The sequence below is a fragment of the Algoriphagus hitonicola genome (assembly GCF_900113375.1).
In the GTDB taxonomy this organism is placed as follows: Bacteria; Bacteroidota; Bacteroidia; order Cytophagales; family Cyclobacteriaceae; genus Algoriphagus; species Algoriphagus hitonicola.
In genome coordinates this window covers 62079-83295 of sequence record NZ_FOPC01000014.1, presented here as the reverse complement: position 1 = coordinate 83295, position 21217 = coordinate 62079, and the positions used below count along the sequence as shown (strand labels likewise).

General features: G+C 42.3%; 14 protein-coding genes and 1 other RNA gene. 5 read left to right on the top strand and 10 right to left on the bottom strand.

Going from position 1 to position 21217, the window contains the following annotated elements; all coding sequences use genetic code 11:
- Positions 1–203 precede the first annotated feature (203 nt).
- Positions 204–2618, top strand: a complete 2415-nt coding sequence (locus BM043_RS16685) for an alpha-ketoacid dehydrogenase subunit alpha/beta (RefSeq protein WP_092793721.1) — start codon at positions 204–206, stop codon at positions 2616–2618.
- Positions 2619–3028: 410 nt separating this feature from the next.
- Here BM043_RS16685 and BM043_RS16680 read toward each other — a convergent pair whose 3' ends face one another.
- On the bottom strand, positions 3029–3700 hold the full coding sequence (locus BM043_RS16680) for a hypothetical protein (protein WP_092793719.1): 672 nt from the start codon (positions 3698–3700) through the stop codon (positions 3029–3031).
- A gap of 65 nt (positions 3701–3765) precedes the next feature.
- Between BM043_RS16680 and BM043_RS16675 the strand changes: the two genes are divergently transcribed.
- Positions 3766–4761, top strand: a complete 996-nt coding sequence (locus tag BM043_RS16675) for an acyl-CoA synthetase family protein (RefSeq protein WP_092793774.1) — start codon at positions 3766–3768, stop codon at positions 4759–4761.
- A gap of 189 nt (positions 4762–4950) precedes the next feature.
- On the opposite strand, the gene BM043_RS16665 is transcribed toward BM043_RS16675, so the two are convergent.
- A complete protein-coding gene (locus BM043_RS16665; protein WP_092793716.1) occupies positions 4951–6108 on the bottom strand; it encodes a sigma-54-dependent transcriptional regulator in 1158 nt (385 codons plus the stop codon).
- Between the two features lie 17 nt (positions 6109–6125).
- An RNA gene (gene rnpB, locus BM043_RS16660) (RNase P RNA component class A) lies at positions 6126–6541 on the bottom strand.
- Positions 6542–7093: 552 nt separating this feature from the next.
- On the opposite strand from rnpB, the gene BM043_RS16650 reads away from it, so the two are divergent.
- A complete protein-coding gene (locus BM043_RS16650) occupies positions 7094–7657 on the top strand; it encodes a DUF3109 family protein (protein WP_092793713.1) in 564 nt (187 codons plus the stop codon).
- A gap of 134 nt (positions 7658–7791) precedes the next feature.
- On the opposite strand, the gene BM043_RS16645 is transcribed toward BM043_RS16650, so the two are convergent.
- Positions 7792–8937, bottom strand: a complete 1146-nt coding sequence (locus BM043_RS16645; protein WP_092793711.1) for an acyltransferase family protein — start codon at positions 8935–8937, stop codon at positions 7792–7794.
- 108 nt (positions 8938–9045) lie between these two features.
- Between BM043_RS16645 and BM043_RS16640 the strand changes: the two genes are divergently transcribed.
- Both BM043_RS16640 and BM043_RS16635 read left to right on the top strand, forming a co-directional pair.
- Positions 9046–9927 carry a PPK2 family polyphosphate kinase gene (locus BM043_RS16640; protein WP_092793709.1) on the top strand — a complete coding sequence of 294 codons (882 nt, stop codon included), beginning with the start codon at positions 9046–9048 and terminating at the stop codon, positions 9925–9927.
- An 8-nt stretch (positions 9928–9935) separates the two neighbouring features.
- Positions 9936–12470 (top strand): family 20 glycosylhydrolase, encoded by a 2535-nt coding sequence (locus tag BM043_RS16635; RefSeq protein ID WP_092793708.1) that lies wholly within the window; start codon positions 9936–9938, stop codon positions 12468–12470.
- On the opposite strand, the gene BM043_RS16630 is transcribed toward BM043_RS16635, so the two are convergent.
- The 6 genes from BM043_RS16630 to accB form a co-directional block, all read right to left on the bottom strand.
- Positions 12467–13207, bottom strand: coding sequence for a sugar isomerase domain-containing protein (locus BM043_RS16630; protein ID WP_092793706.1), 741 nt, complete (start codon positions 13205–13207; stop codon positions 12467–12469). The genes BM043_RS16635 and BM043_RS16630 overlap by 4 nt on opposite strands.
- 1 nt (position 13208) lies before the next feature.
- A complete protein-coding gene (locus BM043_RS16625; protein ID WP_092793705.1) occupies positions 13209–15335 on the bottom strand; it encodes a c-type cytochrome domain-containing protein in 2127 nt (708 codons plus the stop codon).
- 3 nt (positions 15336–15338) lie between these two features.
- The gene (locus tag BM043_RS16620; protein WP_092793704.1) at positions 15339–16793 is read right to left on the bottom strand and encodes a DUF1501 domain-containing protein; all 1455 of its coding nucleotides are present in this window, start codon (positions 16791–16793) and stop codon (positions 15339–15341) included.
- A gap of 1 nt (position 16794) precedes the next feature.
- Entirely contained in the window at positions 16795–19113 is a 2319-nt protein-coding gene (locus BM043_RS16615; protein ID WP_092793702.1) for a PSD1 and planctomycete cytochrome C domain-containing protein, read from the bottom strand.
- 180 nt (positions 19114–19293) lie between these two features.
- Positions 19294–20643: an acetyl-CoA carboxylase biotin carboxylase subunit gene (gene accC, locus BM043_RS16610; RefSeq protein ID WP_092793772.1), complete on the bottom strand. Its 1350-nt coding sequence runs from the start codon at positions 20641–20643 to the stop codon at positions 19294–19296.
- A 23-nt stretch (positions 20644–20666) separates the two neighbouring features.
- Positions 20667–21146, bottom strand: coding sequence for an acetyl-CoA carboxylase biotin carboxyl carrier protein (accB, locus tag BM043_RS16605; protein WP_092793771.1), 480 nt, complete (start codon positions 21144–21146; stop codon positions 20667–20669).
- Positions 21147–21217 lie beyond the last annotated feature (71 nt).

Genomic DNA, 21217 nt, shown 5'->3' with positions numbered 1-21217 from the left:
ATGGAATAAAAATTGAAATAATTCAACAGTCAAATATCTATTGACAGAATAATATTTTACGAAGATGATATTTTATCGCTTTATTCAAAATTTTTGTTTGAGAAAATTTAAAATACAAATTTGTATAGAAAAAGGATTTGTTTATTTTTGGAATACGCTAGCTAGCACATAAACCCAAATTAACTTCTGAGTAAAAAAGATCCATGGCAGAATTAAAATCTCTCTCAAAAAACCGAAAAGGTGTCATCCCCTCAAATGAGGAAATTCTTCAAGACTACAAGATCGCTATGATCAGTCGTCAGGCTTCCTTGATGGGGCGAAAAGAGGTTTTTATGGGAAAAGCCAAATTTGGAATTTTTGGTGACGGAAAAGAACTTGCCCAATTAGCGATGGCCAGAGCTTTCCAATTGGGGGATTTTCGGTCGGGATATTATCGAGATCAGACATTTATGATGGCCTTGGGTGAATTGAATGTTCAGCAATATTTCGCCCAATTGTATGCTCATACCGACGTGGAAGCTGATCCGGCTAGTGCGGGTAGATTGATGAACGGGCACTTTGCGACTCGATCCTTAAATGAAGACGGAAGTTGGAAATCCTTAACTAATCGCTACAATTCTGCTGCAGATATTTCGCCCACTGCTGCTCAAATGCCCAAATTGCTCGGCTTGGCTTATGCTTCTAAAGTTTTTCGTCACAATAAAGGCCTAAAATCTTTCAAGGATTTCTCTGTCAATGGCAATGAAGTCGCTTGGGGAACAATCGGAAACGCCTCTACTTCAGAAGGGCTCTTTTTCGAATCAATCAATGCCGCTGGAGTTTTGCAAGTCCCCATGGTAGTTGCTATTTGGGATGATGGATATGGAATATCGGTGCCCAATAAATATCATACGACCAAAGGCAATATTTCTGATGCTTTAGCAGGGTTTGAGCGGACAGAAGGAAAAGAAGGCTATGAAATCATCAAAGTCAAGGGTTGGGATTACGAAGCCTTGCTTGAGGCTTTTTCACGAGCAGGACAAATTGCCCGTGAGGGCCATGTCCCAGTTTTGATTCACGTAGTGGAAATGACTCAGCCGCAAGGACACTCTACTTCTGGCTCACATGAAAGATACAAGTCCACCGAAAGACTGGAGTGGGAAAAAGCTTGGGATTGTAATTTGAAATTCAGGGAATATATTCTCAAAAATAATATTGCCACAGCCGATCAGCTTGATCAGATTGAGAACGAATCAAAGCTTCAGGTAAAAAAAGATAAGGAAGCCGCTTGGGCTGCCTTCAGTGGTTCGATCAAAAAAGAACTTGCAGAGGCGGTTTCTTTAATCAAAGTTGCTGCTCAGGGAAGTAGCCGGAAAGTGGTTTTGGAGCAAATGGCCGAAGAGCTGGCCAAAACCATCAATCCTATCCGTAAAGATGTGATCTCTGCCGCTCGAAAAGCCCTTTTAAACCTTCGTTTTGATCAAAGCAAAGCAAAAGATGAATTGAGATTATGGCTTGAGCGTCAGCAGGAAATCAATCATGATCGATACAGCAGTCATCTGTACTCCGAATCCGAATGGTCGGCTTTGAAAGTAAAAGAAGTGAAGCCAGAGTTTAATGAAAATGCTCCCACAGTCGATGGGAGAGAGGTGCTTCAGGCTTTCTTTGATTACCAGTTGGAAAACGACCCTCGATTTTTTGCCTTCGGGGAAGATGTGGGGAAAATCGGAGATGTAAATCAGGCTTTTGCAGGACTTCAATCCAAACATGGTGAAATCCGGGTCACTGATACGGGAATCCGGGAAGCGACTATTATCGGTCAAGGAATCGGGGCAGCGCTTCGCGGTTTGAGACCGGTTGCCGAAATTCAGTATTTGGATTATTTGCTTTATGGTTTGCAGATGTTGTCCGATGATCTGGCATCGCTCCAATATCGAACTAAAGGCGGCCAAAAAGCCCCAATGATCGTGCGAACCAGAGGTCACCGTCTCGAAGGCGTTTGGCATGCAGGTTCTCCGATGGGAATGATAATTTCGGCCCTTAGAGGAATAGTTATTTGCGTTCCGCGTGATATGACTCAGGCTGCAGGGATGTACAATACCCTACTGAAGTCAGATGAGCCAGCCATGATTATCGAATGCCTAAATGGATATCGATTAAAGGAAAAACTTCCATCTAACATTGGAGAATATACCGTGCCGGTTGGCAAGCCTGAAATTTTGAGAGAAGGAAAAGATTTGACTTTGGTCACTTACGGTTCGATGTGTAGAATAGTGATGGAAGCTGCAGAAGAGCTCAGTGATATCGGAATTGACGTTGAGGTTATAGACGTACAGACTTTATTGCCATTTGATACCTCTGGAATGATAGGCGAATCCATAAAGAAGACCAATCGGGTGATTTTCGCAGATGAAGATGTTCCAGGTGGAGCTTCTGCATTTATGCTTCAGCAAGTAATAGAGGGGCAGGATGTTTTTAAGTATTTGGATTCCGAACCTCAGACATTGCCAGCTAAGCCTCATCGACCTGCTTATTCATCAGACGGGGACTATTTTTCCAAACCGAGCGTAGAGGATGTGATCGAAAAGGTCTATCATTTAATGCACGAGGTTAATCCTAAAAAATTCCCCAAAATCTAAAACTAAAAAAGAGGCTGTCTCAAAAGTTAAGGTTGTTACATTGAGCGCCTGCCTCGCCGGCAAAGGCAGGAAGTCGAAATGTGGGCTAGAATGATAGAAATAGCCTTCGTACTGCCCAACTCTAGTTGGTCAGGTGCTACCAATGACAAAGATGCTTAATATCACAAAATTAAGGTCAGTCCGAGCACCCGAAAGACGGGAGTCTGAAGGTACGAGGACGCTTCGATTTCGAGACTCTCGTCTCTCAAGTGCTCAGCGTGACTAAAAATTTGATTCAAATCATAATTTTCGTCATCTCCTTTTTGTATGTTCGAAGAATATTTAAGACTCAGGCTGACATTAAAGCTATTTATAAGACAGCCTCATTTTATTTTTCCCCAAGCAGGAAAGTTGATTTTTCAATCCAAAAGTTAGTTTCTTGTAATCTGTCTCAAGGTAACCTCCGGTGAAGATATTTCATTGCTTCTGTTGAGCTGTCGGTCTTGAATCTGCACATCGATTCTGATGGTGTCATTTCTGAATATGGATTCCCAGCCTGAAGAAAGCATGGCGTATTTTACATTTCCCTCTACTGCTTGACCTTCTTCAGTGTTTAGGATACGAGGAAAACGTCCATTGAAAGTGGTATAAAACGGTGGATCCTGCCATCTAAACTCCGTGAATTGACCATTTCTTTTAATGAAGAATTTCACAAAAATATTGTACTGATTTGGATTTTGGACAACCCAAATGGTGTCTTTAACTTCCTGATTATTGATGATGGGATCTATTACCCAATCAATAGGATTATATTCAGGGGCATTGGAAGGCCGATTGGCATAGGTGATTAAATTTCCTGCGGGATCCCGTTGATATTCGACAGGATTAAAAGGAGGAAAAATATCGGTCGAAGAAAGTCCCAGGTCTCCTTCTGCATCCCTAAAATCAAAGCCGAAAACTAAGGAGTCTGAACTTGCAGTTGGAATAAATTCCAAAGACTCATATTCAATTTCGGGAATGGACGGGAAGTTTTCTGGCGGATTGACACAGGAAGTCCCCAACAAAATGACAAAGAATATTCCCAAATAGCTTTTCAAACGCATAAGGCGAGTTAAATTTACGACCGAGTAGATAGGCACCAGATCTATTGGATGCAAAATATAAAACGATGAATGATTTTAAAAGTTTTTCTAGGGCAGTAGATGAATTAAAGCCTGAGGACTTCGAAAAACTTGCACTGGAAATCTTTCAGTTTCAAGCCTTGGAGAATGGAATTTATCGTTCTTATCTCAATGCCAGAAGAATTGACTTTAAATCTGTCAAAGCACTGGATCAGATTCCTTTTCTACCGATTCGATTTTTCAAGGAGCATAAAGTGATCAGTGGTGATACTGCTCTTTTTCCTTCCTTTTTTTCCTCCTCAGGCACAACGGGAATGATCACCAGCCGGCATTATACCTGGTCGATTGATTGGTATTTGGATCACGCTAAACGTATTTTTGAAAGCGAATATGGTCCCATAGAAGATTATCACATCCTAGCCTTACTTCCAGCATATTTAGAGCGAAAAGGAAGTAGTTTGGTAAGCATGGCGGATTATTTTATCAAGGTCTCCCAATCGGAGCATTCCGGTTTTTATCTGTACGATCAGGAAGAATTGGTTTCTAAAATTGATGGGTTAAAGGGTGATTCCCGAAAAATCCTATTGCTTGGGGTGACCTTTGCCTTATTGGACTTGGTAGAATCCGGCCTTGCTTTTTCCAAAACAAAAAATCTGATCGTCATGGAAACCGGTGGGATGAAAGGGCGAAGGAAAGAGATGATTCGGGAGGAAGTCCATGAAATATTAACCGGATATTTTTGTGTGGATTCCATTCACTCCGAATATGGAATGACGGAGATGATGTCTCAGGCATATTCTAAAGGCCAGGGAAATTATACGCTACCTCAATCGATGCGCGTTATGCTTAGAGATGTCAATGATCCTCTGTCTTGGACCAGACGAAAACAAGGTGGAATAAACGTGATTGATTTGGGTAATTTTCATTCCTGTGCCTTTTTGGAGACGCAGGATTTGGGCCGGATGGACAGTGATGGTAGGATAGAAGTACTGGGTCGATTTGACAATTCCGAGATTAGGGGTTGCAACTTATTGGTTCAGTAATTGCTAGATTAAATTTTATTAAACATATTTGGCTTAAACTTGATTTGAATTTTATGAAAAGACTTGCCACACTAGCATTGCTGATCGGAATTTTAGCTTTGGGTGCTTGCGCATCTAGCAAACCATGTCCGGCCTATGCCAAGGCTCCTACTGCCCAAAACAGCAACGGTTAAAAAATATGCTGACCAATTAATAGTCAGCATATTTTTTTATATCCTCCAGACTGATCGTTGATTCTCCCAAAATCACCAATCTCTCCACTACATTCCTAAGTTCTCGAATATTACCAGTCCATGGGTATTCCTGAAGTTTTGCGAGTGCGTCTTTGCTGATTTTCTTTTTGACCTCTCCGCTTTCCTGGGCGATATCTTCCAAAAACTTATCTACGAGTAAAGGAATGTCGCTTTTTCGCTCCTTTAAGGCAGGAACTTGAATCAAAATCACACTCAATCTGTGGTAAAGGTCTTCTCTAAAGCGGTGTTCTTCGATTTCCTTTTTCAGGTCCTTATTAGTCGCTGCCAATACCCGTACATCTACTTTGATATCCTTATCGCTTCCTACCCGGTTGATTAGATTCTCCTGCAATGCTCTGAGTACCTTGGACTGCGCTGAGAGAGACATATCTCCGATTTCATCTAAGAAGAGGGTACCTCCTTGGGCCTGTTCGAATTTACCAGCCCGCTGCTTGTGAGCAGAGGTAAATGCTCCCTTTTCATGTCCGAAGAGCTCAGATTCGATCAATTCGGAAGGGATTGCTGCGCAATTGACAGCCACAAATGGTTGATCACTGCGGTTGCTTTTTTGATGGATCCAGTGGGCTACCAATTCCTTTCCGGTTCCATTTGGACCGGTTATCAGTACTCGGGCCTCTGTCGGAGCTACTTTTTCGATGGTGTCTTTGACTTGCTTGATCGCATCAGATTCACCGACCATATCCAGTTTTTTGGAAAGCTTCTTTTTGAGGACCTTGGTTTCAGTTACCAGATTTTTCTTGTCAAGTGCATTCCGTACAGTCAATAGCAATCGATTCAAATCCGGTGGTTTCGGGATAAAATCAAAGGCTCCTTTTTTCGTAGCCTCTACGGCAGTTTCAATGCTGCCATGAGCCGAAATCATGATAAACTGGGGTGATTTGTCAAGGGATTTTGCTTTTTCTAAGACTTCGATGCCATCTAATTTTGGCATTTTGACATCACATAGAACCAAGTCGAAATCTTCTTCTTGAAGTTTTGCTAGGCCTTCTTCGCCATCTTTGGCTTCAGTGACTTGATATTTCTCGTACTCGAGGATTTCACGAAGGGTGGATCTGATGACTTTTTCATCATCAATGATAAGGATTTTTGACATAGGGCTAATTTAAAATAAAAAAGTGCAAGTCTGTAAGCCGGGTTCTGTTTCCTTTACGGAATCCTGTCATTTATCTAGTCCCGACCTCACGATCGGGATCTATCGGTCTACCCACCCCGGAATCTGACCCAATGCCGACGAATCGGAAAAGGGACAAAATCGAACGAGCAGCTCTTTGCCCGGGGCCTATTTGACCTTTCAACCCATAAGGTTTGCCATGCGTCGGATGTCACCATCTGACCGGTGGGCTCTTACTCCACCTTTTCACCCTTATCCCGATAGCTATCGGGACGGTATATTTTCTGTGGCACTTTCTGTAAACTGACCGTCACCAGTCAGCCTCCTTCCCGTTAGGAAGTATGGCGCTCTGTGTTGCCCGGACTTTCCTCCCCAACCCCGATATCGGTGTCGCGGCGACAAGACGACTTGCACGATTCAAAAATACGGTAAATTCTTTGAACTGGATGTGTCACGACTTTCTCATTCTTAAAAGATGTGCCAGTAATTTTTTTTCAACCTGATTTAGGAAAAATATTTTTCTGATATCCCTATTGGTTTTTCTGAAGAATTGATAGAAAAATTTTTAAATTATTAGGTTTTACTAAAGAATAATTCTCTGAATTTCAGATGGATAAAATAAAAATAATTTGGAATATTTTTAATAAGGAAAATAGAATTGATTTTTTGGAGAATATTAAAAAAAATTAATCAATCCCTTCAAACCTTTTTCACAAACCCATGTTAGGTATATCAAAGGCTAAATAATAGCTTTTCTTCATAGTGCTGGGTTGAGCCGCTCCTTTACGGAGCGGTTCTTTTTTTATGTTATTTGAATGAAATCGAACAGCCAAATTTCTGAAAATCATACTCATCCAAAAGTCAAAATCCGAATCTTTGGTGTGAGTTGAGGTGAAAAGGAATACTTTGGACGATGTTCGGTTTTTCTGCTTTTTGGAATGATTATCTTTGACCAAAATTAGAGCTTATGATACTGGTAGGAAATGCGGTGCTTTCGGATGATATCAAGGAAAATTTCTTTGTCTGTGATTTAGAAGCCTGCAAAGGGGCATGCTGCGTAGAAGGGGATGCTGGAGCTCCATTGGAGGATGAGGAAACGGAGATTATCGAAAAGATTTACCCAATCGTAAAGGATTACATCACCGAAGAAGGAAGAAAAGTCATCGAGGCACAAGGTACTTGGGTATTTGACAAAGATGGGGATAAGGGAACGCCCACAATCGGTGACAATAGGGAATGTGCCTATGCACTCTATGATGAAAAAGGAATCTTGAAATGCGGGATTGAGCAGGCATATCTGGATGGGAAAATCAATTTTAAAAAGCCCATTTCCTGTCACATGTACCCGATTCGCATTACTAAATATGATGAGTTTGACGCCTTAAATTACGATCGCTGGGAGATTTGTGATCCTGCTTGTCAGCTTGGCAAGAGTCTACAGGTTCCACTTTATCGCTTTTTAAAGGATGCTTTGGTTAGAAAGTATGGGGAAGCCTGGTATGCCGAACTTATTCAGGAAATAGAAGGCTGAAAAAAAGAGGCTGTCTCATAAATTGCTTTGAAGTCAACCTGACCCTTCGATTTCGAGACTCTCGTCTCTCAAATACTCAATGGGACAAACTTCATTTTTTTGACAGCCTCTTTTGGAAAATCAAAGTAAACAAACTAGACTTTGATATAAATTTTTCGCTTATCCATCCAATAGCCGATGATCCAGATGAGAAGCATGTAGGAGATAGCAAAAAGAAATGATGCGTTTTTCGGTCCCAGCCAACTCGTAAAGATTGCGGAATAAATGTATTCTTTCAGGGAAGTTTCACCCACCGGAATCATAAACAAAACCGAAATTACCAACCCGGAAAGTACGTAGAGAATCAAGGGATTTCTTCCAAAAGCCTGGAAAAAATAGGTCCACTTCGTTTTCTTTCCTATTTCTATTATTCCTACCAGCGCAGAGAGTAAGATTAAATCCCAACCAACTGTGAGCAAGACATAGGAACTAGTCCAGATTTTTTTATTGATTGGAAAGATTAAGTTCCATAGGTAGCTTCCTGCAATCAGAATGACACCGCTGATGAGCAAGAGTCGGACAGTTTCCATGGTATTTCCTTTTCGCTGAATCAGTTTTCCTACGATAAACCCAGCCAATACATTCACGATGGAAGTGAGTGTGCTTAGAATCCCCTCGGGGTCAAAAGGAATCCCTTCGCCCGTATACATGCGTTCCTCGCCGATGACCATTAAATCTAACTTGATTGCAGCATTGCCAGTTAGGCTGTAAGGGTCTCCACTTTCTCCAAAAAAGTACAGGAGTGCCCAATACCCAAACAAAGCTATTCCCGAGAAAATCCATCCCCAGCGCTCTCCACCCCAGTATAAGATCAAAGCTGCAAACAAATAAGCCAAAGCAATTCGCTGGAGTACTCCAAATAATCGGACCTGAGTTAGATCAATAAATTGCATTCCTCCTGCCTCATTGAAATCAAAAAACGGGAAGGCATTCAAAAGCCAACCGATTAGAAAGATTAAAGCGGCCCGCTTAAAAACTTTTTTGTAAAACTGTGCCGATGGGATTTCTTGAAGTCGTTTCATGGCAAAGCTCATGGCATTGCCCACGACAAATAAAAATGTCGGAAACACCAAGTCTGTAGGTGTAAAGCCATGCCAATCCGCATGTGCCAGTGGGCCATAGAGATTTCCCCAGCTTCCTGGCGTATTTACAATAATCATAAAGGCGATAGTCATTCCCCGAAGTACATCCAGAGCGAGGTACCGGGATCCAATTCCGGTTTTTATTGGAATTTCTGTCATTTTGGGTGATTGATTGGTGGAAATTACAAATAGGTTCTTTGCCTTGAAGATAAAATATTATCTTGTTTTTACTTTTAATCCAAGTCGAAAACATCAGACCAAGCTATAATGAAAAATATTCCAATCGAGCATTTTCAAGTAAAGGATCAAGTTTCCCTCAATCAAATTCCTACTGCTTTAGATCAGAAGCTTACCAAAAAAGAGAAAAAATCTATTTTAAATGACTACAGGGAGTTGCTCAGTGAGCACCAAGACACCATGTATGCTCATGCTAAATATGGGGTTTTGATTTGTCTTCAGGGGATGGATACTGCTGGAAAGGATAGTTTGATTCGGGAAGTCTTTAAAGAATTGAATGCAAGAGGAGTAGTCGTTCATAGCTTCAAAACGCCCACAAGTCTTGAACTGAAGCATGATTACTTATGGCGGCATTATTTAGCTTTGCCGGCTCGTGGGAAATACTCGGTGTTTAACCGGACTCACTATGAAAATGTCCTTGTGACTCGGGTTCATCCCTATTACATCATGAATGAAAATATTCCTGGAATAGAATCAGTAGAAGACATTACCGAAGAATTTTGGCAGAAGCGATTTGAACAAATCCGTAATTTCGAACAGCATATCGCCGAGAATGGAACGGTGATTTTTAAATTTTACCTTCACCTCAGCAAGGAGGAACAGCGACAGCGCCTGTTGCGAAGGTTGGATAAGAAAAAGCACAATTGGAAATTTTCTCCCGGTGACTTAGAAGAGCGAGCCCTTTGGGATAAGTATCAAAAATGCTACGAGGAAGCCATCAATGAAACCTCCAAACCCCATGCTCCTTGGTATATCATTCCCTCGGATGATAAGAAAATAGCCAGATTGCTTGTCGCCAAAATCATCTATGAGACTATGTCCAAAATAGAAGGAATCAAAGAACCGGAACTGGATGAAGAGGTCTTGGAGGATATCGAAAAATATCGCGATATACTGTCCAAAGAACATTGATTTTCAAAATGAGAAAGCTCAACTTTTTATTTTACCTCCTCATTTTCTTCGCTTGTTCCTCTGCGGTGGAGAAGATAAACGGGGACTTTCAGGTAGAATGGAGACTGGATAAAAACCAATTCGGGACAAATGCCTCCCATCAGGCTACCTTCATTTTTCAAAATGATTCTGATCAAACTTTGACATCAGGCTGGAAACTGTACTTTAATAGCGTTTTTCTGGACGTAAATGCAAGGGTTCTTGATGACCACTTTCAAATCAGGCATTTGGCGGGAGATTTTTTTGTGTTGGCAGGTAATGATGAGGAAAGCCCTGCACTGAAACCGGGACAAAAATTAGAAATCAGTTATACTTCAACTACCCCATTTTTTAAAAACAGTCATGCGCCAGAAGGGTTGATTTTAGTAAAATCAAACGGATCAATGACCGAAATCCGGGATTTCAAAAAGTCTGAGTTGACAGTGGATCAGCTTGACAAAGCGGTCGGTAAGCAGGGAATAATTATTCCCACAGCCGAACGAATTTATAAGAAAAATGAAATCATTTCTGAGTTGCCCAACGAGGAGATTCCGCCCTTTTTACCAATTCCGAAATCATGGAAATACCTAGGAGAACCGCTTCGGATTAAAAATGCAGGCTTGGGAGTCTTGGGAGATAAAGTGTTTGAACAGGCGGCGAAAACGGTCACCCAACAGATACAAGTAGGGTACAAACCGGAAAATGACCGAAGTGTAAAACCCATTCAAATTCGAATTGCAAAAAAAGAGTCGATCCCAGCCGAGGGTTACCATTTGGAAATCCGTGATCAACGGGTGCTCATTCTCGCTTCGGATCCGAAAGGTGCTTTTTACGGTGTCCAAAGTTTTTTGGCCTTGATGCCAGCTGATTTTTGGGAAAAACCCTCCAATGAGATTTTGCTTCCACAAATAGAAATCGATGATGTGCCGGATTACGCTTATCGAGGGTTCTTCTTGGATGTGGCAAGAAATTTTATCCCGAAAGAATCCATATTTAAACTTTTGGATTTGATGGCTTTTTATAAGCTCAATAAATTTCATTTCAACCTCGCCAATGATGAGGGCTGGAGAATCGAAATCCCCGGTCTCCCCGAACTCACGGATTATGCTTCCAAAAGAGGGGTTTCAGAAGATGAATCAGATATGCTGTGGCCTTTTTATGGATCGGGAGCTTCTGCTGATAATAAAATGGGAACTGGATTTTATACTGTGGAGGATTTCAAAGAAATTATTCAATATGCTGATGAGCGATTTATTGAAATTATTCCTGAAATCGGAGTGCCAGCACATTCCCGAGCTGCTATCAAGGCTATGGAGAAGCGATTTGAAAAATACAAGAAGTCTGGAAATGAAGAAGACGGCTTAAAGTATAGACTGATCGATCCTGATGATAATTCAGTCTATCTCTCTGCTCAAAATTTTAGGGATAATACCATTTGTGTTTGTCAGGAAAGCACCTATTCATTTTATGAAAAAGTAGTCCTTGAGATCAAAAAAATGTACGAATCGAACCAAATTCCACTTAAAACCTGGCATACCGGAGGGGATGAGGTTCCCAAGGGAGTTTGGACGGATTCACCGGTCTGCGATCAATTTTTGGAGGAAAATCCGGATTGGCCCCAATCAGAACTTCTAGACTATTTCAGGTCCCGTATTGAAGGATTTTTGAAAAATGAAGGAATCCAACTAGCTGGCTGGGAAGAGGTAGGATTAAAGGAATCTCAAGGCGAAATTATTCCGAATGAGCGCTTTGCCAATCAAGATTGGATGCTTTATGCATGGAATTCCGTTCCCGGGTGGGGAGGAGAGGACCGGGCTTATCAATTAGCCAATGCCGGATATCCTGTGATCATAAGTTCGAGTGCCAATTTTTATTTTGATTTAGCCTACGATTGGGATCCGCGCGAACCCGGACATGTCTGGTCTGGAGTTTCGGATGTTTATCAAGCTTGGAAAACTGTTCCCCGCCAGCTTTATCTTTCCCATGATCTAACTATAGATGGAATACCTTGGCCCTGGGAAGGTCAAAAAAGCCGTTTTGTAGAATTGACTCCAGTGGGGAAAAGAAATATTATCGGTGTGCAAGGCCAGCTCTGGACTGAGACGATCAGGTCAGTCGAGATGATGGAATATTACCTTTTTCCAAAAATGCTGGGTTTGGTAGAACGTGCCTGGAATGGAGATCCAAACTGGTCAAACTTGACAGATCGAACGACCCAGCTTCAAAAGCGAAATGAAGAATGGAATGAGTTTTCAAACGTGTTGGGTCAAAAGGAAATCCCAAGACTGGAAGCGATTTTTGGAGGAGTGAATTTGAGAATTCCTACTCCTGGTTTGAAAAAAGTAGGAGAGGAGATTTGGGCAAATGTAGAGAATCCCGGTTTGGAAATCCGCTGGACATCGGACGGGTCCATTCCATCCCAAGAATCCAATCTTTATACAGAAAAAATTCCTTTTCAAGAAGGCCTAAAATTCCGGGCTTTTGGCCCTAAAGGAAGTGCAAGCAAGGTGTCGAGCTTGGACTAAAGACCTTTGACTTGATCCTTATATTTGGCAATTAAAGCTTGGTTTTGTTTTTCTCCTTGATCCGTATTCGAGCTAGAGAAAAGCTCGGGAATGATGTTTTTTTTCATCAGGAGTTCTACCGCTTGGACCATGATTGCTTGTAGTAAGGCGGTACCCATGACGGTTGATGTTGCTCCTACTTTCATTTCAAGACCCTCGATTTCTAGGCAGGCATCTCCGAAATCCCCGCAATTATCCAGGTATAGATCGACCACTTCAAAGAGCTTTTTGCCAGAGGAGTGACGTGAGGTGACTTGTTGGCTATGGGTTAAATTCGTAATGGCAATTACTTTGGCGCCCAGCTTTTGAGCTTCCAGCGCAAAATCAAGAATGACCGAATTTCTACCACTATTGGAAGATAGCAGGAATAGGTCATTTTTTTGGATGGGATAATCGTTGAGTATTTTGGCAGCCAAATCCGGCTTTCGCTCAAATTCGGTGCTTTCGGAGGCGCTCTGATGAAGCATAAGCGCTTCATGGAATATCGGTCTGATTCGTGCAAAACCTCCAGCCCGATAAAATATTTCTTCTGCCAAGATATGGGAATGTCCTGTACCCGTCGTATAAATCCAACCGTTTTTGGATATGCAATCGGCTACCCATTCTGCTGCCTTTTCCAGTTTTTTCGCTTGGAGAAAGGCCTTTTTGAAACGAATATTGAGCTCGGTTTGGAATCGAAAAAGTGCCTTGTTCTTCATATTAATTGAGCAAGATTTCATCCACAAAAACCCATCCTTTGGCACCGGCCCCCGGATGCCATGAAGGCAAAGAAGCGATAGGATACAATTTGATCCGGATTTTTTCAGGGCTTCTGTTTTCTACTTTATATTGGATCAAATCCGACCGGATTTCTTTGATTTTGGTAGATTGTCTGGGTTGTTCATTTATAATTTTTTTCCAACTCCCATTTTCAAAAAACTCGATTTCGACCCGTGTGGGAGGAAAAATATAAGCGCTTTCATGATACAATAAGGAAAGCCCGATATTTTTAATTTTTGTGCTGGGATCCAACTCCATTTCGATCCATGAAGGTTCGTCGGTGTAGCCCAGCCATTCACCAGAGGTGTGATTGTTTTTTCCTTTAACCTGATCAAAAAGAGTTTCAATTCCTTTTGCTTTATAGTTTGGACTGGGCTGGCTTAAGAGTTTTCGGTCTCTTGGCGAGATTCCTGATTTCATAAAAATTGAAGAAACCGAGTTTGAGCTGATCCATCCCTTGGCATAAGCTTTGGCTTGTAATTTTCCGGAAGAATTGACCCAAATTGGGTTTTGGTAGATCGGACTTTCCAAACTATCCGGTTCAGACCCATCCAGGGTATACCTGACTTCCACCGTTTTGATCGGATGACTCAGTTTGATTTCCAGGCTATCTTTGAACAACACCTTTTCTTGTTCGATTTTGGGTTGATTGAGTGGATAAATTATCCCTCGGTCATCATATCCAAATTCAATTTTGGTTCGAGGCAGGCCTTTTTTTAGCTTTTCTTTTTGTTCATCCGATAATCCGGATTGCCACAAAAAGAGCTGTCGGAGCTTTTGCATTTCCAGTAGTCCTTCGATTGATTTTTCGCTTAACTTATTTCCGGAGATCGCCAGCGATTTTAGCGTTTGAATTTCACTGATTTCAAGGATCTGAGATTCATCTAATTGCGTAAAATTCAATCGTAAAGTTTCCAAATTTGGCCAGGATTTCAAAAAGGATAAATCAATGCCAGTAAGCGGAATTTTATCCAAATTCAGCTGGATGATCTGTTCCTTGACTTCCTCTAAATCGGTCAAAGAAGCTGGATCAAAAGCAGCAATACCAAAGTAAGAAGCGATCAAAGCAGGTGATTCTGGAGATAAGGGTTCCACCGTTCGGTAATAATTATTCAACTCACTTACCTGATCCAAATCTGCAAATTCAAAGGAATAAACTGGTTCAGGATTGAAGCGAAGGGAGGCTAATTTGAAAAGGGAACTACTACTGTCCACCTCATGAAGTTTGAGATCTAGCACGGCACCGGCTTTTACCCACTCGGTCAGGAGCGTTCGTTCTTCTTCGCTGAGTTGGGTTTTGTCCTTGGGAGGCATGTGTTTTTTCTCTTCTAGGGGGAGATGGATTCGTTGGGTCAGGAGGGACTCTTCCAGATTTCCACCTACCACAAAAGGGCCTGATTTTCCTCCCTTGATCATTTCCTTGACATTATCCAATCGGAGTTTTCCTTTTACTTTTCCTTCTTTGTGGCAGCTGATGCACTTGGATTGGAAGATCGGTTGGATGACATCTTTGAAAACCTCTGCCTCGGCGAGATTGGTCTGTGTCGGTTCTTCAGGGATAATCGGTGCCAAAAGAAATGTTTCTCCGTGGGTAAGCGATGCGCCCCAATGTCCTGCGAGCACCACAGTCACCGCTAGTATAAGGCTTCCTGTTTTTAAGAAAGTCTTTGAATAATCTTTCGAAAAATAAAGAACGGCTGCAATGATAAAAACTGCCCATCCTGTCCATTGATGGAGATTCAAAGTTTCTCCGGCGTAATCCTCCTGTGAAAGTATCAATCCTGCCAAGACCGAAATGCCTGCAAAATTAATCCCGATGATCCAGATGAACTGAGCCAACTTTTTAAGATCGGGGTTTTGTTCGATGGCTGGAACAAAGGAAAAGCAAACTCCCAACAGCAATAAAACAATAGGAAAATGAAGAACAAGCGGATGTGATCGGCCAAAAACCTGAAGCCATTCGGGGATTTGTATGCTGCTCCCGGCTACGGTGATTATCAAAGCAAAACCAAACCAAACGAAGATGAGGTTTTCCAGGAAATTGAGACTTTTAGGATACCTAGCCATGAATTAAGCGATCAAATCTTTGACGACTTTTCCAGACACATCAGTGAGGCGATATCTTCTACCGAGATGTTTGTAAGTGAGGCGTTCGTGATCTATGCCCAGTAGATTCAAAACAGTGGCTTGAAAATCATGGACATGCACTGGATTTTCGGTGATATTGTAGCCAAACTCATCAGTCTCGCCATAGACTATTCCGGATTTGACACCGCCTCCTGCCATCCAAATGGAAAATGCCCGAGGATGATGGTCACGTCCATAATTATCCTGTTGGATTTTACCCTGGCAATAGTTTGTTCTGCCAAATTCTCCTCCCCAAATCACCAGTGTTTCATCCAAAAGGCCACGTTGCTTGAGATCAGTGATTAAGGCTGCAGAAGCCTGATCCACGTCTTTGGCCTGCATAGCCATCTGGCTGGGGAGATTATCATGCTGATCCCATCCTTGATGATAGAGTTGGACAAATCGGACGCCGCTTTCGCTTAGTTTTCTCGCCAAAAGACAATTGGCAGCATAAGTCCCCGGTACCAAACAATCCGGGCCGTAGAGTTTGATGATGGAATCGGGTTCTTTGGATACATCGGTAATTTCGGGGACGGCCGTTTGCATGCGATAGGCCATTTCATATTGTTGAATTTTGGCCGAAATGCTCGGGTCATTAAATTCCTGATATTGGATATCATTCATGGCGGCAATTTGATCGAGCATTTTCCGTCGCTCGTCCCGACTCATGCTTTTGGGATCTTTGAGGTAAAGCACCGGATCTTCGGAATTTGAAAATTGTACCCCTTGGTGGGTGGCGTCCAAAAACCCATTACTCCAAAGTTTGGAATACACTCCCTGACCATTTCCTTTTCCTCTGCTCAGCAATACACAAAAGGCGGGAAGATTGCTGTTTTCGCTTCCGAGACCATAGCTCAGCCAAGAACCGAAACTCGGCCTATTACCGACCTGTGCACCTGTTTGGAAAAAAGTCAACGCCGGATCATGATTGATAGCCTCGGTATGCATTGATTTCACGATGCAAATATCATCCACAATTCCCGCGGTATGAGGGAAAATAGATGAAATCCAGGCTCTGCTCTCTCCATATTGTTGGAAATCATAGAAGGATCCGACCAATGGAAATTTATCCTGGCCAGAAGTCATTCCGGTCAGACGCTGACCCATTCGGATGGATTCGGGAAGGTCCATCCCATAGCTGGATTTTAATAGTGGTTTATAATCAAAGGATTCCAATTGACTGGGTGCGCCATTTTGAAAAAGATAAATGACACGCTTTGCTTTTGGGGCAAAGTGGGGAAGGGCATTCATGATCGCTTCCTCGGAATTTCCTTTTCCACTGAATAAATCCGGAATCAATAATGAGCCCAAAGCAGCACTTCCCAATCCCAAACTAAGCTTGGACAGGAATTTTCTCCGATTATGGTTAAGTCCTTGTTCCAACTGCTCTTTTTCCATCTTAAATCTTGGTTATGGTTTCTTCCAAATTGTAAAGACTCACGATCACTTGCATCATGGCAGCTACTTTTGAATTGACATCTTTTTCTCTCAATGGATATTCGCCGACATTTAAAGTCTCAAATACCTGATCGGGTTGGTTTTCAAAGCGGGCAACCTGATCTTCAAAATATGCGCTTAGGAGGTTTTTTTCCTCTGAGGTCATTGCCCTGCATAGAATCCGTGTAAAGGCACTTTCTATAGCTTTTTCGGAACTGGATTCCTCAGCAATCAGTCTCGAAGCCAAAACACGTGAAGCTTCCAAAATCATCGGATCATTCATCATTACCAGAGCCTGAAGTGGGGTATTGGTGCGGCCTCTGCCGACCTCACACCGATCCCGGTTACTCGAGTCAAAAATGATGGCTTTAGGTGGTGGAACTGTCAGCTTGATAAAATTATACAAACCCCTTCGATAAAGATCCTTTCCACCGTCTTGAATGTAAGTAGCCAATTCTCCGCGTCCTGAAGAAGCTGATTCCCAAATTCCTGCCGGCTGATAAGGTTTGACACTCGGTCCGCCAATTTCTGGATATAGAAGACCACTGCTTGCCAAGACTAAATCCTGAATGTTTTCAGCAGGAAGTCTAAGCCGAGGTGAACGAGCTAAGTATTTGTTTTCTGGGTCAATTTTTAAATGATCTTTCTGAATTTTGGCGGATTGCTGATAAGTGGCAGAGCTTAAAATAAGCTTAAACAGTCGCTTGATATCCCAATCATTTTCCATAAAATCCACCGCTAGCCAATCCAATAGTTCCGGGTGGGAGGGAAGATCTCCTTGCATTCCAAAGTCCCCAGCGGATTTGACAATACCCGTACCGAATATTTCCTGCCAAATCAGATTGACAAAAACGCGTGCAGTAAGGGGATTGTCTTGGTGTGTGGCCCAGCTGGCAAGGCCCAGTCTGTTCTTTTCAAACTGATCCGGAAATTCAAAAATGGCTGTCGGAGTAGAAGGATCGACCGGTTCTGTTGGTGCATCATATACGCCACGATCCAGAATATAAGTGGTTCGCTTTTCCGTTTCATCCAATTCACCCATCACTGAAACCGAAAGCTTACTTGTATCTTGGTGATTGATAAAGCTCAATATCTTCTCCGTGTCTTCTTGCTCGATCCAAAGGATAGGTGTTTTTGCAGGTTTGGAGATACTCACATCACCTTCATATCCTTTTTCAGGGCTGTTATTAAAAAAAGCAAAAAGCTCGAAATATTCTTTTTGGGAGAAAGGATCATATTTATGGTCATGGCATTGGGCGCATTCCATTGTGATTCCCAATATCCCTTTGCTAAAGGTATTGGTCTTGTCGAGTACGTATTCGATTCGGTATTCTTCGTCGATCACTCCACCTTCCTCAGTGTATTTATGATTTCGGTTGAAAGCGGTTGCTAGAATTTGTTCCTTGCTGGCATTTGGCAAAAGATCTCCAGCAAGCTGCCAAGTCAGAAAATCATCATAAGGAAGATTTTCATTAAAAGCGTGAATCACCCAATCCCGATAGGGCCATTGGGTTCGGATATTGTCATCCTGATACCCATAGCTATCTGCATAGCGGGAAATATCCATCCAAAGAATGGCTAATTTCTCCCCAAAAGTCTCCTGCTCCAATAAATAATCAAGGTATTCCTCGTAACTGACTTCCCCTTCAAAATTGGCCAATCTATCCAGTAGTTCAATACTAGGTGGAAGCCCAGTCAAATCTAAACTTGCCCGCTTGATCAATTCATGTGGCTTCGCAGGGGGATTGGGGCTGAGTCCGACGGCTTCAAGTTTCGCCTCAATAAAAAGGTCGATTTCATTATTCGCCCATTCCGAATTGGACTGAGGAAGATTTTTTTCTGGTTTGACAAAAGCCCAATGGGGTTCGTATTGGGCACCTTGCTCTATCCAGCCTTTGATCAGGGCAATTTCTTCCTCGCTAAGCGAAAGGTTGGAATTGGGTGGAGGCATTTGCTCATTGGGATCCTGACTGGTAATTCGATGATAGACTTCTGATTTTTGGATGTCACCTTGGACTAAAGCGAATTTACCGGGACTTTCTTCCAACGCTTCGAATGCAGATTCTTCCTGATCCAAGCGCAAATTGGCCTCTCGTTTATTCGCATCAGGTCCATGACAGGCAAAACATTTGTCCGAAAGAATGGGTCGAATATGAAAATTATAGCTGATTTGATCCTCTCCATTTAGAACCAAATTCTCTTGTTTTTCGGATTGACAAGCGGCAAAAAAGCTAATCAGCCCGAATAAGCTTAAAACAGTATAAATTGGCCTGGCTTTCATTTTGGGACATTGAAATGACAGCCAATAAGTTAGAAAAAAATATTTCAAAATTGGATTTACTTCTTTAAAAAAAGAATAAAATCAAACATGATCTTAATTTTGATTTTCTCAAAAAGCCATAAAAAAGGCCTTCCTTAGGGGAAAGCCTTTCGATATTAGTTAGAAAATCCGATGCTCTATTTACTTTTTGACCAAGGAGAAGTCAAATGTTTCAAGAAATTTAGTTGTAAAGTTTCCTGCTTTGAACTGCTCATCCTCCATAAGCGCAATATGGAATGGAATAGTAGTTTTGATTCCATCAATCACAAATTCCTCTAAAGCACGCTTCATTCTCACGATGACTTCCTCCCGTGACTGTCCGCTAACAATGAGCTTGGCGATCATAGAGTCATAGTTGGGTGGAATCACGTAGCCTGCATAAACATGGGAATCTACACGAACGCCTCTTCCTCCCGGAATGTGCAGGTTGTTGATTCTTCCTGGGCTAGGTCGGAAACCATTGGCAGGATCTTCGGCATTGATTCTACACTCCATCGCAAACAGTTTTGGAAAGTAATTTCTACCGCTGATTTTTTCTCCTGCAGCTACTTTGATTTGTTCTTTGATAAGGTCAAAATCGGTCACTTCCTCAGTGATGGGATGCTCTACCTGAATTCGGGTATTCATCTCCATAAAGTAGAAGTTTCGGTCTTTATCAACCAAAAATTCGATTGTTCCCGCTCCTTCATAGCCAATGGCTTCGGCTCCTTTGATGGCCGCTTTTCCCATGGCTTCCCGGAGCTCGTCCGTGATAAATGGAGAGGGGGTTTCCTCGACGAGTTTTTGATGGCGACGCTGAATCGAGCAATCCCGCTCGGAAAGATGACAAGCTTTGCCATTGGAATCCCCGACGATCTGTATTTCGATATGTCTGGGTTCTTCTACGAATTTTTCCAAATAAAGTCCATCATTGCCGAATGCGGCACCAGATTCCATTTTGGCATCATCCCAAGCTTTTTTGAAATCCTTATCTTCTTTGACGATTCGCATTCCTTTTCCACCACCTCCTGCGGTTGCTTTCAAGATCACGGGATAGCCCATTTCGTTGGCTAATTTCATTCCTTCCTCAATAGATTCGATAAGTCCTTCTGATCCAGGAATGGTTGGAACACCTGCTGCTTTCATGGTTGCTTTGGCTGTCGCCTTGTCACCCATTTTGGCAATCATTTCAGGAGAAGCTCCGATGAATTTTATTCCGTATTCGTCACAGATTCTGGAGAATTCTGCATTTTCCGATAGGAAACCATATCCTGGATGAATAGCGTCAGCGTTGGTGATTTCGGCAGCAGCGATGATTCTAGGAATATTCAGGTAGGACTCCTTGCTGGGTGCAGGACCAATGCAAACTGCCTCATCGGCAAACCGAACATGAAGGCTATCTTTATCTGCGGTGGAATAAACGGCTACAGTTTTGATCCCCATTTCCTTACAGGTGCGGATGACCCTCAGTGCGATTTCTCCCCGGTTGGCTATTAGTATTTTTTTAAACACAGCGTAATGATTTGATTTCAGACTCATCCTGCTGGATCAACCAAGAATAAAGGTTGATCATATTCTACAGGCGTGGCATTAGATACAAGCACTTTCACAATTTTACCGGAAATTTCAGATTCGATTTCATTGAAAAGCTTCATCGCCTCAATGATGCAAACGGTCTGTCCAGCCTTGATCGTGTCGCCAATATTGACAAAAGGATCTGCATCTGGGTTAGCGGTAAGATAAAAAGTGCCAATCATCGGAGATTTAATCTCGACCAAATTAGAACTGGAAGGAGCAGGTGCTTCAACTGGTGCCGCAGATTTAGGAGCCGGTGCCGCTTCTCCAGCGGGAGCAGGGCTCGGTGCAGGAGTGGGAGCAGCTTCTACCATACGCACAGCGGATGATTCTGCATATTTTTTAATAGAAAGTTCAAATTCGTCGGTCTTAATTTTAACTTCTGCCAAACCGGAATTTGAGATATAATCGATCAATTCCTGAATTTCTTTTGCTTTCATAAGGTTCTTTTTTTTGACTGCCATATGGCTGATTTGGGACTAAAACACTAAAGCTGTATAATTTACAAAAA

Excerpts from the sequence above, each read along its gene's own strand:
- BM043_RS16685 (WP_092793721.1), top strand. The coding sequence starts at position 204 with ATGGCAGAATTAAAATCTCTCTCAAAAAACCGAAAAGGTGTCATCCCC.
- BM043_RS16680 (WP_092793719.1), bottom strand. The coding sequence starts at position 3,700 with ATGCGTTTGAAAAGCTATTTGGGAATATTCTTTGTCATTTTGTTGGGG.
- BM043_RS16675 (WP_092793774.1), top strand. The coding sequence starts at position 3,766 with ATGAATGATTTTAAAAGTTTTTCTAGGGCAGTAGATGAATTAAAGCCT.
- BM043_RS16665 (WP_092793716.1), bottom strand. The coding sequence starts at position 6,108 with ATGTCAAAAATCCTTATCATTGATGATGAAAAAGTCATCAGATCCACC.
- BM043_RS16650 (WP_092793713.1), top strand. The coding sequence starts at position 7,094 with ATGATACTGGTAGGAAATGCGGTGCTTTCGGATGATATCAAGGAAAAT.
- BM043_RS16645 (WP_092793711.1), bottom strand. The coding sequence starts at position 8,937 with ATGACAGAAATTCCAATAAAAACCGGAATTGGATCCCGGTACCTCGCT.
- BM043_RS16640 (WP_092793709.1), top strand. The coding sequence starts at position 9,046 with ATGAAAAATATTCCAATCGAGCATTTTCAAGTAAAGGATCAAGTTTCC.
- BM043_RS16635 (WP_092793708.1), top strand. The coding sequence starts at position 9,936 with ATGAGAAAGCTCAACTTTTTATTTTACCTCCTCATTTTCTTCGCTTGT.
- BM043_RS16630 (WP_092793706.1), bottom strand. The coding sequence starts at position 13,207 with ATGAAGAACAAGGCACTTTTTCGATTCCAAACCGAGCTCAATATTCGT.
- BM043_RS16625 (WP_092793705.1), bottom strand. The coding sequence starts at position 15,335 with ATGGCTAGGTATCCTAAAAGTCTCAATTTCCTGGAAAACCTCATCTTC.
- BM043_RS16620 (WP_092793704.1), bottom strand. The coding sequence starts at position 16,793 with ATGGAAAAAGAGCAGTTGGAACAAGGACTTAACCATAATCGGAGAAAA.
- BM043_RS16615 (WP_092793702.1), bottom strand. The coding sequence starts at position 19,113 with ATGAAAGCCAGGCCAATTTATACTGTTTTAAGCTTATTCGGGCTGATT.
- accB (WP_092793771.1), bottom strand. The coding sequence starts at position 21,146 with ATGAAAGCAAAAGAAATTCAGGAATTGATCGATTATATCTCAAATTCC.